This window comes from Rhodopila sp. (assembly GCF_035548095.1).
Classification (GTDB): Bacteria; Pseudomonadota; Alphaproteobacteria; order Acetobacterales; family Acetobacteraceae; genus Rhodopila.
Window position 1 is genome coordinate 46,302 of sequence record NZ_DASZUV010000016.1, and the last position, 12,629, is coordinate 58,930.

Below are 12,629 nucleotides of genomic sequence, written 5' to 3' on the forward strand. Positions count from 1 at the left end.
GGCGGCCTGTAGCTTGCGTCCAGAAAAAAGGAACCGGAACCCCGTCCGTTCATGCCCGCCCGCTCGTTTCTGGCCGCCGTGGCTGTTGCCTGCGCCACTCTTCTGGCCAACCTCCCGGCGTTTGCCGGCCCTGGCGATCTGGTGATCGTGACTCGGGAGGCATCCTTCCAACGGTCCCTGCAGGAGGCCTATGTCCAACCCTTCACCGCCTTGACCGGCTTTCCGGTACAGCAGCAGACCTGGGAAGGCGGCATCGACGCGCTCCGCACACAGCTCAAGTCGGCCGACAATGACTGGAGTCTCGTACTGGTCGATCCCGATGAGCTCGCCGTCGGTTGCAGTGAAGGGCTATTCGAAAAGCTGGACTGGTCCGCCATCGGCGGCAAGGACCACTACATGCCGCTCGCCGTCAGCGACTGCGGCGTGGGCGCCCTGGTGTCCAACACCGTGCTGGCCTGGGACCGCGACAAATTTCCGGTCACGCCAACCTGGGCCGATTTCTGGGACGTCGCCAAATACCCGGGCAAGCGCGGCCTGCACAAAGGCGCGCGCGGCAATCTGGAGATCGCGCTGATGGCCGATGGCGTCGCGCCTGGAGACGTCTACAAGACCCTGGCCACAGCCGAGGGCGTGGACAGGGCCTTCCGCAAACTCGATCAGCTGAAGCCCTATATCCTGTGGTGGACCAAGGACGATGAACCGGCGAAGGCACTCGCGTCGGGCGGGGTGCTGATGACGACCGGCCCGAGCGGCTCCATCGCGACACGCGGGCGGGAAGAGCATCGGAATTTCGGGCTGCAGTTCGCCGGCAGCCTGTATGAGGTTCAGTCCTGGGCCATCGTCAAAGGCAGCCCCGCCCTGAAGCAGGCCCAGCAATTCCTGTATTTCACCGGCATGCCCGCGGTGGAGGCGCGCCTGCTGCGTGAAGCGGGCACCACCGGCCTGACGAAAGGGTTGAATGACAACCTGCCGACCGACGCCCAGGCGATCTCCCCCAGCAATCCGGCAAGCTTGAACAACGCCTTGCGGACCGATCCCGGCTTCTGGCGCGACAACGGCGCCAAGCTGCGCCAGCGCTTCGAGGCATGGCTGGATCACTGACGCCTGACAAGGTCAGGTTGATCCGATCATGCTCTATCAACTTGTTGATTCAACAGCGCGATTCACACCTTCTCGCCGCCGGCTTCAGGCGATCACGCTCCAGCCCGCCACCCGATTTGGTTGAGCGTTTGACGTGTCTACAACCATAAAGATGGGTATCCTCGCTCGAATCGCGGCGATTGGCACTTGGCGCGGCGCGGAGAGCGATGCAATAAAAACCTGGGATGCGCATCCTTCATCACCTTCCCCTGTCGCCCTATTGCCGCAAGGTTCGTCTGGTTCTGGCGGAAAAGCGCCTGCCTTTCGACTTGCGGGTCGAGAAGGTGTGGGAGCAACGGCCCGAGTATCTCGAGCTGAACGCCGCCGGGACGGTACCGACCCTGCAGGAGGATAACGGGCTGGTCATCCCCGACTCCTCGGTGATCTGCGAGTACCTGGACGAAGCCTACCCCGACCAGGGGCTGCTGGGCCGCACCCTGGCGGAGCGGATCGAGGTCCGACGGCTGAGTGTCTGGTTCGATGGCCGTTTCGCGCAGGAAGTCACCAACAACCTGTACGGTCAGAAGCACCTGCGGCGCTTGACGGGTCGTGGCAATCCGGATCCGGCCGCGATCCGCACGGGCTACACGGCACTGCGGTATCATCTGGACTATATCGGCTGGCTGGCGGAGACCCGGAAATGGCTCGCCGGCAGCATGCTGTCACAGGCCGATTTCGCGGCTGCCGCGCATCTGTCCACCCTGGACTTCCTGGGGGAAATCGACTGGTCGATCTCCCCGCCAGCCAAGGAATGGTATGCTCGGATCAAGTCCCGCCCGAGCTTCCGGGGCTTGTTGGCGGACCGGGTGGCCGGCGTATCGCCGCCGGCGCATTACACCGACCTGGATTTCTGAGCCCTCGACGGTCGGGGGCGCCTGGTCTCGGCGCCTCCGGTCCGCGCCGGATCAGGCCGGGTGTCGGCCGCCGGTTCCCATCAACAAGGCAATCGGGTTGGACAGCAGCAGCCGCACAAGCTCCGCCTGCCGGTTCGTATCGGTCTTGAGGAATACCTGCTTGAGTTGCGTATTCGCCGTGTTGACGCTGATGCCAACTCGTCCGGCGTATTCCCTCACCCGTTCACCGGCCAGCAACGGATCCAGCAGACGCGCCTCGGCCGGCGACCCGGGACGCTACCGGACCGCTTCGGCCACGATCTCCAGGGCCTGGCGGATATCGGCCGCATTCACGTCCAGATGCGTGCAGGCGCGCATGCGATGGCGCCCAACCACGGAAATCGACACGCCATGGCGCCGCAGCCGCGCGGCCAGTTCGTCCGCCGTCAGGCCCGTCCCGCGCGTGTCGAAGAACACCAGGTTGGTCTCCGGCGCCTCGACCGCCAGGCCGGCGATGCCACCCAGCCCCTCGGCCAGGACGCGGGCATTCGCGTGGTCCTCGGCAAGCCGACCGATATTATGGTCCAGCGCATACAGACAGGCAGCCGCGCAGATGCCGCCCTGGCGGAGCGATCCACCCAGGCGCTGCTTCCACCGCCAGGCCGCATCGATGAAGGGCGCGGACCCACACAGCACCGCCCCCAGGGGTGCACCAAGGCCCTTGGTGAAATCCAGCCACACGGAGTCGCAGCCCTGCACCATCTCCGCGGCCGGCACACCGGCCGCGACCACCGCGTTCATCAATCGGGCCCCGTCCATATGCGTCGCCAACCCGTTCGCGTGGCCGGTTTCCAGCACGTCCGACAGCATGGCCAGAGGCCAGACCGACCCGCCGCCGGCATTGGATGTCTGCTCCACCGCCAGCAGCGTCTGCGGCGGGGCATTCCGCCGCTTCTCGCGCAGTGCAGCGGTCACGGCGGCACTGTCGAACATGCCGCGGGCGCCGCGCAGTCCGTTCACGACAGCCCCGGCCAGGGCAGCAGGACCGCCGCCCTCATTGGCAATGATATGAGCGCTCTCATGTGCCAGGATCTCATCGCCCGGCCGGCAATGCGTCAGGATCGCGATCTGATTGCACATGGTACCGGTGGGGAGGAACATCGCCGCTTCCTTCCCCAGCAAGGCCGCCATGCGGTCACATAGCGCCTGGATCGTCGGATCATCACCGTTTTGCTCGTCACCGACCTCGGCGCGCATCATGGCGTCCTTCATCGCGGCCGACGGGCGGGTTTGCGTGTCGGAAAACAGGTTGACCCGGACCGGCGGCAGGGACCGGTCGAGGCGCGGCGGCGCGAATGTCATGAGACTCTCCTTGTCCCCACGGTTTCCGGCGCGGCCTTCGCCGGCCTTGCCTCGCCCCCTTGTGCCGCGGGTGGCGGGCCATAGACGTCGCGCGCCCGCTTCAGAAAGGCATTCACCATCCGCCGCACGGCTTCGTTGAACACGACGCCGATCGCGGCTTGCAGGATGCGGCTGCGAAACTCGAAGTCGACGAAGAACGCGACTTCGGTGCCGCGCTCATGGCGCCGGAAATCCCACTGGTTGTTTAAATAGCGGAACGGGCCGTTCTCGTAGCGGACTTTGACCCGATGCGGCCGATCCAGCACGACCCGGCTGGTAAAGGTCTCCCGAAACGGCCCGAAGCCGATCGTCAGGTCGGCGACCAATGTCGTATCGGTCGCCCCGCGTACCCGCGCGCCAATGCACCACGGCAGGAACTGTGGATATTTGCCGACATCCGCGACCAGATCGAAGAGCTGCTCCGGCGTATAGGGGACGATCTGGCGTTCGGCGTGGGTGGGCATCAGGCGGCGGGAGCCGTTGCCGCGACACGCAGACGGTCCGCTCGGGCCGCGCGCAGGGCGGCAAAGTCAGCATCCGCGTGGTAGGAGCTACGGGTCAGCGGTGTCGCCGACACCAGCAGAAAGCCCTTGGCGCGGGCAATCGCCGCGTAATCGGCGAATTCTTCCGGCGGAACGAACCGATCCACCGCGGCATGCTTCACCGTCGGCTGCAGATATTGGCCGATCGTCAGGAAATCCACATCGGCGATGCGCAGGTCGTCCATTACCTGGGTGATCTCCGCCTTGCTTTCCCCCAGCCCGACCATCAGGCCGGACTTGGTGAAGATCGACTGGTCGATCTGCTTCACCCGGTCCAGCAACCGCAGCGACTGGTAGTAGCGCGCGCCAGGGCGGATAGTTGGATACAGGCGCGGCACCGTTTCCAGATTGTGATTGAAGACGTCCGGTCGCGCCGCCGCCACGACCTCGACAGCGCCGGGCTTGCGCAGGAAGTCGGGCGTCAGGATCTCCACCGTCGTGTCCGGCGCGGCGGCGCGGATCGCCTGGATCACCGCGGCGAAATGCGCCGCGCCGCCATCCGGCAGGTCATCCCGGTCCACCGAGGTGATGACGACGTGCCGCAGCCCCAGCCGCGCCACCGCGTCGGCCACGCGAACGGGCTCGTCGCCTTCCAGCGCGTCGGGCTGACCGGTGCGGACGTTGCAGAAGCTGCAAGCGCGCGTGCAGGTATCGCCCATGATCATCATCGTCGCATGGCGCTGCGACCAGCATTCCCCGATATTTGGGCACGCGGCCTCTTCGCACACCGTCACCAGCCGATTATCGCGGATCAGGGCACGGGTCTGGTGATAGACCGGGTGGGTCGGTGCCTTGACCCGGATCCAGGCCGGTTTCCGCTGGATCGGATTGTCCGGCCGATGCGCCTTCTCCGGATGCCGGGCGACGGCGGCCGGACGCGCGAGGCGATGATCGATCGTGAGGCGGGTGCTGGCCATGTCGGTCGACACATGGATGGCCGCCTTGGAACCGTCAAGCGCGCTGTTGGCCGTCGCCGCCACGCCGCCCCGTAACGGCGCGCGATGGGACGTCATGCTCCCGGATCGGACGCATTGTATCGTGCGGGGTATCGTGCGGGTCAGTATTGCCATGGCGGCACGACCCGCGGGCCCGGTTGACGCGCAAGCTCCTTGCGTTGGCGTAAACCCGTCCAATACAATGGGACGTAACGCTTTATTATTGGCACATGCCCCCATCGTGCCTTCCCTGGCGTCGCCTTCTCGGTTTTTGGGGACCATGCATGGGTCTGGAGTGTGATCTTACGATCAGGTTCGGCACGGCGGGCAACAGCCTCGCCTATCTGGGCGGCGGCTGGGCGCCGTCCGAGCCGGAGTTCACCTGGTGCCTCGGGGCGGAGAGCCATATCATGCTTCCGCGCCTGGACATGGCCGACGAGTACATCATCACCCTCGATGTGGTGCCGTTCGTACACGCGCCGGAACTGCCGGGCCAGCGGCTGATCGTCTCGGTCAACGACGCGGTGGTGGGAACCTCCAATCTCACACGGCCGACCTTGCTGGGATTCCGGCTGCCACGCGCCATGGTGAACGGATCGGAGAGGGTCCTGATTACCCTGCAGCACCCGGACGCCGCGCGCCCAAAGGACTTCTCGGACAACGGGGACAGCCGCGAGCTGTCGTTTTCCTTGTCCGAGTTCAAGGTCTATCGCGTCACCGACACTGCCGGCGCCTACCCCAAATTGCCGCCCGGACTCATGCTCGGTCCGGGCTTCGACCGGCTGCATGCGCGCGGCCATGTCGACATCGTGGAGTGGGCGACGCAACGGACCGGGCTGACGATCCCGCAGATCGCCATGCGCTTCGAATCCGTCGGCGAGAATTGTGAGTTCGGTTTGTTCCAGCGTCGTTGCGATTCCGAGCCGCTGGGCCTGCTGCGCTTTTCCAGCACCTTCATGCGCAACCTGATCCGCGGGATCGACGGCGGCTTCCAGGGCCTGGGCACGATCGAGGATATCGAGCCGCGGCTGGAGGGAGGTCCGCCGCGCGAGTACATGATTCACGAAAAGCGCTATGGGCTGGTCTACCACACCTTCGTCTACGAAGGGCAGCGCAGCATCTGGCTCATGCGGGAACAGGAGTCCGCCCGGCTGAAATTCCTGCTGCGCAAGTTCATGGAGGAGCTGGAGGCCGCCGAGAAGATCTTCGTGTACAAGCGCGACGCCATGGTCTCGGAGGAGGAGGTGCTGCCGCTGTACATGGCGCTGAACCGGTATGGCGACAACACGCTGCTGTGGGTGATGCCCGCGGCCCCGAACCGTCCTCCCGGCACGGTGGAAGTCGTGCGGCCGGGGCTGCTGAAGGGCTACATCGACCGCTTCGCCCCCGACGACAACGCGCATGATTTCTCCTTCGACGGCTGGTTGCGGATCTGTGCGAATGCCTGCGCACTGACCGGATTGCAGCGCCGGGGCGCCGACGGCGCGTGAGTACGCCGACCGAACGTCCCACCGTTCTGCTGTACGACTGGGACAATACTTTGGTGGATGCCTGGGCAGGCATCACCGCGGCGCTGAACGCGGCTTTCGCGGCCTTCGCGTTGCCGGCCTGGACCGTCGAGGACACCCGCAACCGAGTCCGCGTCTCGATGCGGGAGAGTTTCCCGGTGATGTTCGGCGACCGGTGGGAGGAGGCGCGCGACATCTTTTATCGGTCGCTGACCCGGAACCACCTCGACCACGTCACGCCGATGCCCGAGGTGGCCACGATGCTGCGCGCCGGCTCCCGCTTGCCGCAGGGCGTCGTGTCCAACAAGAACGGGACGTTCCTGCGCCGGGAGGTCGCCCATCTGGGATGGGCTGACTATTTTGGAGCTGTGGTCGGCGCGGGCGATGCCGTCATCGACAAGCCCGACCCGGCTCCCTTGCTGCTTGCCCTGGGCAGAATGGGCGTCACGCCCACCCGGTCCGTCTGGTATATCGGCGACACGGCCCTCGACATGGTGGCGGCACGGGCGGCGGGGCTGACCGCGGTGCTGCTGGGCGATGCCGGACATGACGGGGGCGTTGACCGCGCGTCCCCGGACCTGCATTTTCGCGACGCCGGGGCTCTTGCCTCCCGGATTTGTGACCTTACCTGACTGATTTCTTCGCGTACATGGACGACTGGACGGCCGTGCCACGAGCCGTCGAGACACTATGGACCGCCCCCACAACCCCCAGGCGCAAAAAACACGCCTGGGCAACAAGAAGGAAGATGGCCGTGGCCAATGAGAAGTCGCAGAACGTTCAGGACGTGTTCCTGAACCATGTGCGCAAGAGCAAGACGCCCGTGACGGTCTTTCTCGTCAACGGCGTCAAGTTGCAGGGAATCATCACCTGGTTCGACAATTTCTCCGTGCTGCTGCGCCGGGATGGACATACCCAGCTGGTCTACAAGCATGCCATCAGCACGGTGATGCCGGGCGCGCCGATCCAGCTGTTCGACGCCAGCAAGGTTGAAGGCACCGCCGCCGCACCGGCGCGGGAGATGTCCACCGCCGGGGGGAACGACTGACATCGCGCAAAGCCTGACGGGACAAGCCCCGGGATCGGCCAGCGCCTCCGTCAGCGCCTCCGGCGCGACGCGGGCCGCCATCATCTTGCCGTGGGAACGCGGTGCTCGCGGCCCGGACGGCGGGCCGGTCGACCAGACGCGCGCTGCCGATGCCCGGCTGCAGGAGGCGGTGGGACTCGCCGCCTCCATCGGGCTGGTCATTGTCCACACCGCCATCTTGCCACTGCGGGCACGCCGGCCCTCCACCCTGCTGGGCGAGGGCCAGGTGACGGAACAGGCTCGTGCCCTGGCGGAGGCCGGCGTCGAGGTCGTGGTGGTGGACACCGCGTTGACCCCGGTCCAGCAGCGAAACCTGGAGCGTGCCTGGTCCTGCAAGGTGATCGACCGCACAGGCCTGATCCTGGATATCTTCGGCGAACGAGCGGCCACGCGCGAAGGCACCTTGCAAGTGGAGCTGGCGCATCTGGAATACCAGCGCTCGCGCCTCGTCCGGTCCTGGACGCATCTGGAACGGCAGCGGGGCGGCTTCGGCTTCCTGGGCGGTCCGGGTGAAACCCAGATCGAGGCCGACCGGCGGCTGATCGGCGAACGGCTGGTCAAGCTGCGCAAGGAGTTGGAGCAGGTGCGCCGCACCCGCGGCCTGCATCGCTCCGCCCGTCGGCGCGTGCCGTTCCCGGTCATAGCCCTGGTCGGCTACACCAATGCCGGCAAATCGACCCTGTTCAATGCCATGACCGGCGCGACCGTCGTCGCGCGGGACCAGTTGTTCGCGACCCTGGACCCGACCATGCGCGGTCTGGTGCTGCCGTCCGGCCGGCGTGTCATCCTGTCGGATACGGTGGGCTTCATCAGCCAGCTGCCGCATGAGCTGGTGGAGGCGTTTCGCGCCACGCTGGAGGAGGTCGCCGAGGCGGACATCATCCTGCACGTCCGCGATGCCGCGCATCCCGAGAGCATGGCGCAACGGTCAGACGTGATCCGCGTGCTGGAGGACATGGTGCATGATGGGACACTGGATGCCGCGTGGCCGCAACGCACGATCGAAGTGCTGAACAAGGCGGATCTGCTGGGCGGCGTCCAGCAGGTGCCCGCGCGGCCCGGTACCGTTGCCGTGTCGGCGATCACCGGCGAAGGGCTCGACACGCTGCTGGCGGCGATCGACCACCGCATCGGCGAGGGCATGGAGACCGCCGATTACGACCTGCCCGCCGCGGACGGTGCGCGCCTCGCCTGGCTGTATCGCCACGGGGAAGTGGTGGAACGGCACGATGACGACGGTGCGATTCACCTCAAGGTCCGTCTCCTTCCGGCCGATCGCGCGCGGTTCGAGCGGTCGTCGCCGCAGGATTTGAGTCCGTAGCGTTAATCCAATCTTAAGGGTCGGGCGGCAAGCTTCGGGCACGTCATTCAGAAGGAGTGATCCGTGCCGAACCTGTTGCCGTATGTTTTGCTGCCGGTCCTGTTTGTGCCGGTGCTCGCCAATGAAACGGTCCCGTCGATCCCGCCGCCGGCGCAGACGCATGCCGTCGTGCAGCCGGTATCGCCCGGCGCATCAGGTGCCAGCACGGCGGCACCGGCGCCCGACCCGACGACCACCACGGCCGCACCGCAGGGAAGTTCGGCCGCCGCGGCCACCACGCCGCACAAGCGCAGCAAATGGGAAGAACGTTTCGCCCAGGCCAATCTGGCCCATGACGGTCATCTGACGATGGAGGAGGCCAAGACCGGCTACAAGGCCATCGCGAGGCATTTCGGCGCCATCGACACCACCAATAAGGGATATGTCACGCTGGACGACATCCGCGCCTGGCATGCTCTGCGCCGGTCCGGCAAGCCGGCGGCCGACCCGGCCGAGTCAGCACTGCACCCGCGGCCGGCGTTCCAGCCGCAGGTCCCGGCGGAGACGCCGCACCGGCTCAACACCAGCGCGAGCCAGACGATTGGCGCGAGCCAGACCATTGGCGCTAGCCAGACTGTGGGCGCGAGCCAAACAATTGGCGGAAGCCAGGCCATGGGCGGACCGTCCAGCCAGGCGGAGGAGCCCAAACCCCCCGCAGCCGGGGAGCCGTAGACGCCAGGGGCTGGGGAGCTCGGCACCCTATGCCCCGGCAGCATCGGCTTGTCACACGCGGTGGATCGTGCTTTGCGAACCGACTTGGTACGCTGACCGATCTGCCGCGAGGAGCAACCGATGTTCCACTATCCTGCCGATACGATTACCGGCCTGCTGGCACGTGGCTCCGACCAGGCGCCGGCGATCGGCGCGCCGGGGCGTCCCTGGCTAACGCATGGCGGGCTGCGAACCCTGGCCGAGAAGACGGTGGCGGCGCTGAATGGCATGGGCATCGGCCGCGGCGACCGCGTGGCGCTGGTATCGCCGAACGGGCCCGAGGCGGCTTCCTCCTTCCTGGCGATCGCCTGCGGGGCCACCACGGCACCGCTGAACCCGGCCTATAAGCAGGAAGAATTCGCTTTCTACCTCGGCGACCTGAGGGCCAGGGCGCTGGTGGTGCAAGCGGGCATGGACACACCGGCGCGGGCGGCGGCCGCGACCCAGAACGTGCCGGTGGTGGAGCTGGCGCCGGATGCCGGCGGGCCGGCCGGCACCTTCACCCTCACTCCCAACCCGGCATTGACCGGGCCGGCGGCGCGACCCGGCTTCGCCGAAGCCCAGGATGAGGCGTTGGTGCTGCACACCTCGGGCACCACTTCGCGGCCGAAGATCGTGCCGTTGCGGCATATCAACGTCACCGCCTCGGCCTATCATATCGGCGCAACCCTGGCGCTGACGCCGGACGATGTCTGCCTGAACATCATGCCGCTCTTCCACATCCACGGGCTGATCGCGGCGACCCTGGCATCGGTCGCGGCAGGCGGCGCGGTATCCTGCTCCCCCGGCTTCAACGCGTTTCGCTTCTTCACATGGTTCAATGAAGTACGGCCGAGCTGGTACACCGCCGTTCCGACCATGCATCAGACGATCCTGGAGCTGGCGGCTCGCAACAAGGACGCGATCGCGGCGGGTCGGCTGCGCTTCATCCGCTCCTCCTCCTCCTCGCTGCCGGGTCCGGTGATGACGGCGATGGAGACCATGTTCGGCGTGCCGGTGATCGAGGCCTACGGCATGACCGAGGCGTCACACCAGATGGCCTCCAACCCGCTGCCGCCCAGGCCGCACTATCCGGGCTGTGTCGGCGTCGCCGCCGGGCCGGAAATCGCCATCATGGATGAGGCCGGCAACCTGCTGCCCCCCGGTGGGCTGGGGGAGGTCGTGATCCGCGGCCGCAACGTCACCGCTGGCTATGAGAACAATCCGGCCGCCAACGCCGCGGCCTTCACCAATGGCTGGTTCCGCACCGGCGACCAGGGGACCTTGGACGCAGACGGGTATCTGCGCCTGACCGGCCGGTTGAAGGAGTTGATCAACCGCGGCGGCGAAAAGGTGAGCCCGCTGGAGGTGGATGAGGTCCTGATGGACCACCCCGCCGTCGCCCAATGCCTGACCTTCGCAATGCCGCACGCCAAGCTGGGCGAGGAGGTCGCCGCCGCCATCGTCCTGCGCGACGGGATGGCGGCGAAGGACACCGAACTGCGCGATTTCTGCGGCGAGCGCCTGGCCGGCTTCAAAGTGCCGCGCAAGATCGTCTTCCTGACGGAAATCCCCAAGGGCGCCACCGGCAAGCTGCAGCGTATCGGCCTTGCCGAGAAGCTGGGGCTATCGGCGTGAAGGTCGCGATCTTCGGGGCGGGCGCCATCGGCGGCTTCCTCGGCGTGAAACTGGCGCAGGTCGGCGCCGATGTCACCTTCATCGCGCGCGGGCCTCACCTCGCGGCGATGCAGGCCAACGGCGTGGTGCTGCGGTCCGGCGGCGACACGGTCACGGTCCGCCCGCGCTGCGTCGGTTCGGCCGCCGAGGCCGGTGTGCAGGATTATGTCCTCGTGACACTGAAGGCGCACGGCCTGCCCGGCGCCGCCGACCAGATCGCCAGCATGATGGGCCCGGACAGCGCGCTGGTGACCGGAATCAATGGCATCCCGTACTGGTATTTCTACGGGCTGGACAGCCCGTACCGCGACCGGGTGGTACAGAGCGTCGATCCGGGCGGCCGCCTCTGGCAGGTACTGCCTCCGCGCCAGGCGATAGGCTGCGTCGTGTATCCGGCGGCGGAAGTGACCGAGCCGGGCGTGATCGAGCATACCTATGGCGACCGCTTCACACTGGGCGAACCGGACGGCGCGCGGACGCCGCGGATCGAGGCGCTGTCGAAACTGATGATCGCCTCCGGCCTGAAGGCACCGATACGCCCGAAGATCCGTGACGAACTATGGGTCAAATTGTGGGGCAACCTGGCATTCAATCCCATCTCCGCCCTGACCTGCGCGACCTTGGACCGGATCACCGGCGATGCGGAGCTGCGAGCGCTTTGCCGCGGCATGATGCTGGAAGCGAAGGCGGTGGCAGAGGCGCTGGGGGTGCGTTTCGCCATCGACGTGGACAAGCGCATCGCAGGCGGCGCCGAGGTGGGCGAGCACAAGACGTCAATGTTGCAGGACCTCGAGCGCGGCCGCCCGATGGAGATCGACGCACTGCTCGGCGCCGTGGTCGAGCTGGGACAGGTCGTCAGCCTGCCAATGCCGCTCTGTGCCGCCGTTCTGGGACTGGTGCGCGAACGCGGCCGCCAGGCGGGATGCTACGCCGGACCGTAGCCCGAACGGCCGTCTCCCGCTCCGGATGGCGGGAGACATGACGGTCCCGGATGCAACGATGGCCGCCGGCCGGTTCAATTGGCGTATTTGAACGCGGGCAGACCCTCCAGCGCCTGCCTGGATCCGCCAGGCAATTCGACCTTGTCCTTCACCATTTTCAGCGCCGTGACCGGCACGACCACGTATTTGCTGCCGATGCCCAGGAAACCGCCCACCGACAGCACCGCGTAGGGTGCCTGACCGCCCGGCGTCACGATCAGGTCATCGATGGTGCCGATCGTCTGATTCGCCTCGTTGGCGACGCTGCTGCCGATGATCTTCGACGCGCGGAAGCCGGTGGCCAGGCTCTGCGGGTCCACCTTCATCAGCACGACGGTCTGCGGCGTACCTTGCGCGAGGGCCGGGCCGCCGAAAGCCGCGACGATCATGATGGCCACGGCAAGCGTGGCAAGGATGTGTTTCATGCGATTCTCCCTCTTGGCATCCTCTTGGCATCCGGGTCCAGGCCCGAGAGG

Annotated in this window: 14 protein-coding genes; 9 read left to right on the forward strand and 5 right to left on the reverse strand. The window is 66.7% G+C overall.

Translation table 11 applies throughout. The features are described from left to right. The first annotated feature begins 51 nt into the window (after positions 1-51). Together VHC04_RS13070 and VHC04_RS13075 are read left to right on the forward strand one after the other, a co-directional pair. Positions 52-1,101, forward strand: coding sequence for an extracellular solute-binding protein (locus VHC04_RS13070; RefSeq protein WP_325681860.1), 1,050 nt, complete (start codon positions 52-54; stop codon positions 1,099-1,101). 224 nt (positions 1,102-1,325) lie between these two features. Then, positions 1,326-1,994: a glutathione S-transferase family protein gene (locus VHC04_RS13075; protein ID WP_325681862.1), complete on the forward strand. Its 669-nt coding sequence runs from the start codon at positions 1,326-1,328 to the stop codon at positions 1,992-1,994. 51 nt (positions 1,995-2,045) lie between these two features. Here VHC04_RS13075 and VHC04_RS13080 read toward each other — a convergent pair whose 3' ends face one another. The 4 genes from VHC04_RS13080 to lipA are packed head-to-tail and all read right to left on the reverse strand — an operon-like array spanning position 2,046 to position 4,833. Continuing rightward, positions 2,046-2,231 carry a helix-turn-helix transcriptional regulator gene (locus tag VHC04_RS13080; RefSeq protein WP_325681864.1) on the reverse strand — a complete coding sequence of 62 codons (186 nt, stop codon included), beginning with the start codon at positions 2,229-2,231 and terminating at the stop codon, positions 2,046-2,048. Between the two features lie 39 nt (positions 2,232-2,270). Next, positions 2,271-3,335, reverse strand: a complete 1,065-nt coding sequence (locus tag VHC04_RS13085) for a threonine aldolase family protein (protein WP_325681866.1) — start codon at positions 3,333-3,335, stop codon at positions 2,271-2,273. Further along, positions 3,332-3,838: a type II toxin-antitoxin system RatA family toxin gene (locus VHC04_RS13090; RefSeq protein ID WP_325681868.1), complete on the reverse strand. Its 507-nt coding sequence runs from the start codon at positions 3,836-3,838 to the stop codon at positions 3,332-3,334. Before VHC04_RS13090 ends, VHC04_RS13085 begins: the two co-directional genes overlap by 4 nt. Further along, positions 3,838-4,833 (reverse strand): lipoyl synthase, encoded by a 996-nt coding sequence (lipA, locus tag VHC04_RS13095; protein WP_325682011.1) that lies wholly within the window; start codon positions 4,831-4,833, stop codon positions 3,838-3,840. The genes VHC04_RS13090 and lipA overlap by 1 nt, the downstream gene beginning before the upstream one ends. A gap of 302 nt (positions 4,834-5,135) precedes the next feature. Here lipA and VHC04_RS13100 point away from each other — a divergent pair, with 302 nt between their 5' ends. From VHC04_RS13100 to VHC04_RS13130, 7 genes are all read left to right on the forward strand, one after another. After that, positions 5,136-6,341: a hypothetical protein gene (locus VHC04_RS13100; protein ID WP_325681873.1), complete on the forward strand. Its 1,206-nt coding sequence runs from the start codon at positions 5,136-5,138 to the stop codon at positions 6,339-6,341. Then, entirely contained in the window at positions 6,338-6,991 is a 654-nt protein-coding gene (locus tag VHC04_RS13105; protein WP_325681875.1) for an HAD family hydrolase, read from the forward strand. The genes VHC04_RS13100 and VHC04_RS13105 overlap by 4 nt, the downstream gene beginning before the upstream one ends. A 122-nt stretch (positions 6,992-7,113) precedes the next feature. Further along, the gene (hfq, locus tag VHC04_RS13110; RefSeq protein ID WP_325681877.1) at positions 7,114-7,407 is read left to right on the forward strand and encodes an RNA chaperone Hfq; all 294 of its coding nucleotides are present in this window, start codon (positions 7,114-7,116) and stop codon (positions 7,405-7,407) included. Between the two features lie 85 nt (positions 7,408-7,492). After that, on the forward strand, positions 7,493-8,767 hold the full coding sequence (hflX, locus tag VHC04_RS13115) for a GTPase HflX (RefSeq protein WP_325681879.1): 1,275 nt from the start codon (positions 7,493-7,495) through the stop codon (positions 8,765-8,767). Between the two features lie 87 nt (positions 8,768-8,854). Further along, positions 8,855-9,478 (forward strand): hypothetical protein, encoded by a 624-nt coding sequence (locus tag VHC04_RS13120; RefSeq protein WP_325681881.1) that lies wholly within the window; start codon positions 8,855-8,857, stop codon positions 9,476-9,478. Between the two features lie 120 nt (positions 9,479-9,598). Further along, positions 9,599-11,134: an acyl--CoA ligase gene (locus VHC04_RS13125; RefSeq protein ID WP_325681883.1), complete on the forward strand. Its 1,536-nt coding sequence runs from the start codon at positions 9,599-9,601 to the stop codon at positions 11,132-11,134. Next, positions 11,131-12,114, forward strand: a complete 984-nt coding sequence (locus VHC04_RS13130) for a 2-dehydropantoate 2-reductase (protein ID WP_325681885.1) — start codon at positions 11,131-11,133, stop codon at positions 12,112-12,114. The genes VHC04_RS13125 and VHC04_RS13130 overlap by 4 nt, the downstream gene beginning before the upstream one ends. 74 nt (positions 12,115-12,188) lie before the next feature. Here VHC04_RS13130 and VHC04_RS13135 read toward each other — a convergent pair whose 3' ends face one another. Then, on the reverse strand, positions 12,189-12,578 hold the full coding sequence (locus tag VHC04_RS13135) for a PRC-barrel domain-containing protein (RefSeq protein WP_325681887.1): 390 nt from the start codon (positions 12,576-12,578) through the stop codon (positions 12,189-12,191). Positions 12,579-12,629: the final 51 nt, after the last annotated feature.

What these genes read in the sequence shown, in the direction of transcription:
- VHC04_RS13090 (WP_325681868.1), bottom strand. Translation starts at nt 3,838, where the DNA reads ATGCCCACCCACGCCGAACGCCAGATCGTCCCCTATACGCCGGAGCAG.
- VHC04_RS13125 (WP_325681883.1), top strand. Translation starts at nt 9,599, where the DNA reads ATGTTCCACTATCCTGCCGATACGATTACCGGCCTGCTGGCACGTGGC.
- VHC04_RS13070 (WP_325681860.1), top strand. Translation starts at nt 52, where the DNA reads ATGCCCGCCCGCTCGTTTCTGGCCGCCGTGGCTGTTGCCTGCGCCACT.
- VHC04_RS13100 (WP_325681873.1), top strand. Translation starts at nt 5,136, where the DNA reads ATGGGTCTGGAGTGTGATCTTACGATCAGGTTCGGCACGGCGGGCAAC.
- VHC04_RS13085 (WP_325681866.1), bottom strand. Translation starts at nt 3,335, where the DNA reads ATGACATTCGCGCCGCCGCGCCTCGACCGGTCCCTGCCGCCGGTCCGG.
- lipA (WP_325682011.1), bottom strand. Translation starts at nt 4,833, where the DNA reads ATGGCCAGCACCCGCCTCACGATCGATCATCGCCTCGCGCGTCCGGCC.
- VHC04_RS13135 (WP_325681887.1), bottom strand. Translation starts at nt 12,578, where the DNA reads ATGAAACACATCCTTGCCACGCTTGCCGTGGCCATCATGATCGTCGCG.
- VHC04_RS13075 (WP_325681862.1), top strand. Translation starts at nt 1,326, where the DNA reads ATGCGCATCCTTCATCACCTTCCCCTGTCGCCCTATTGCCGCAAGGTT.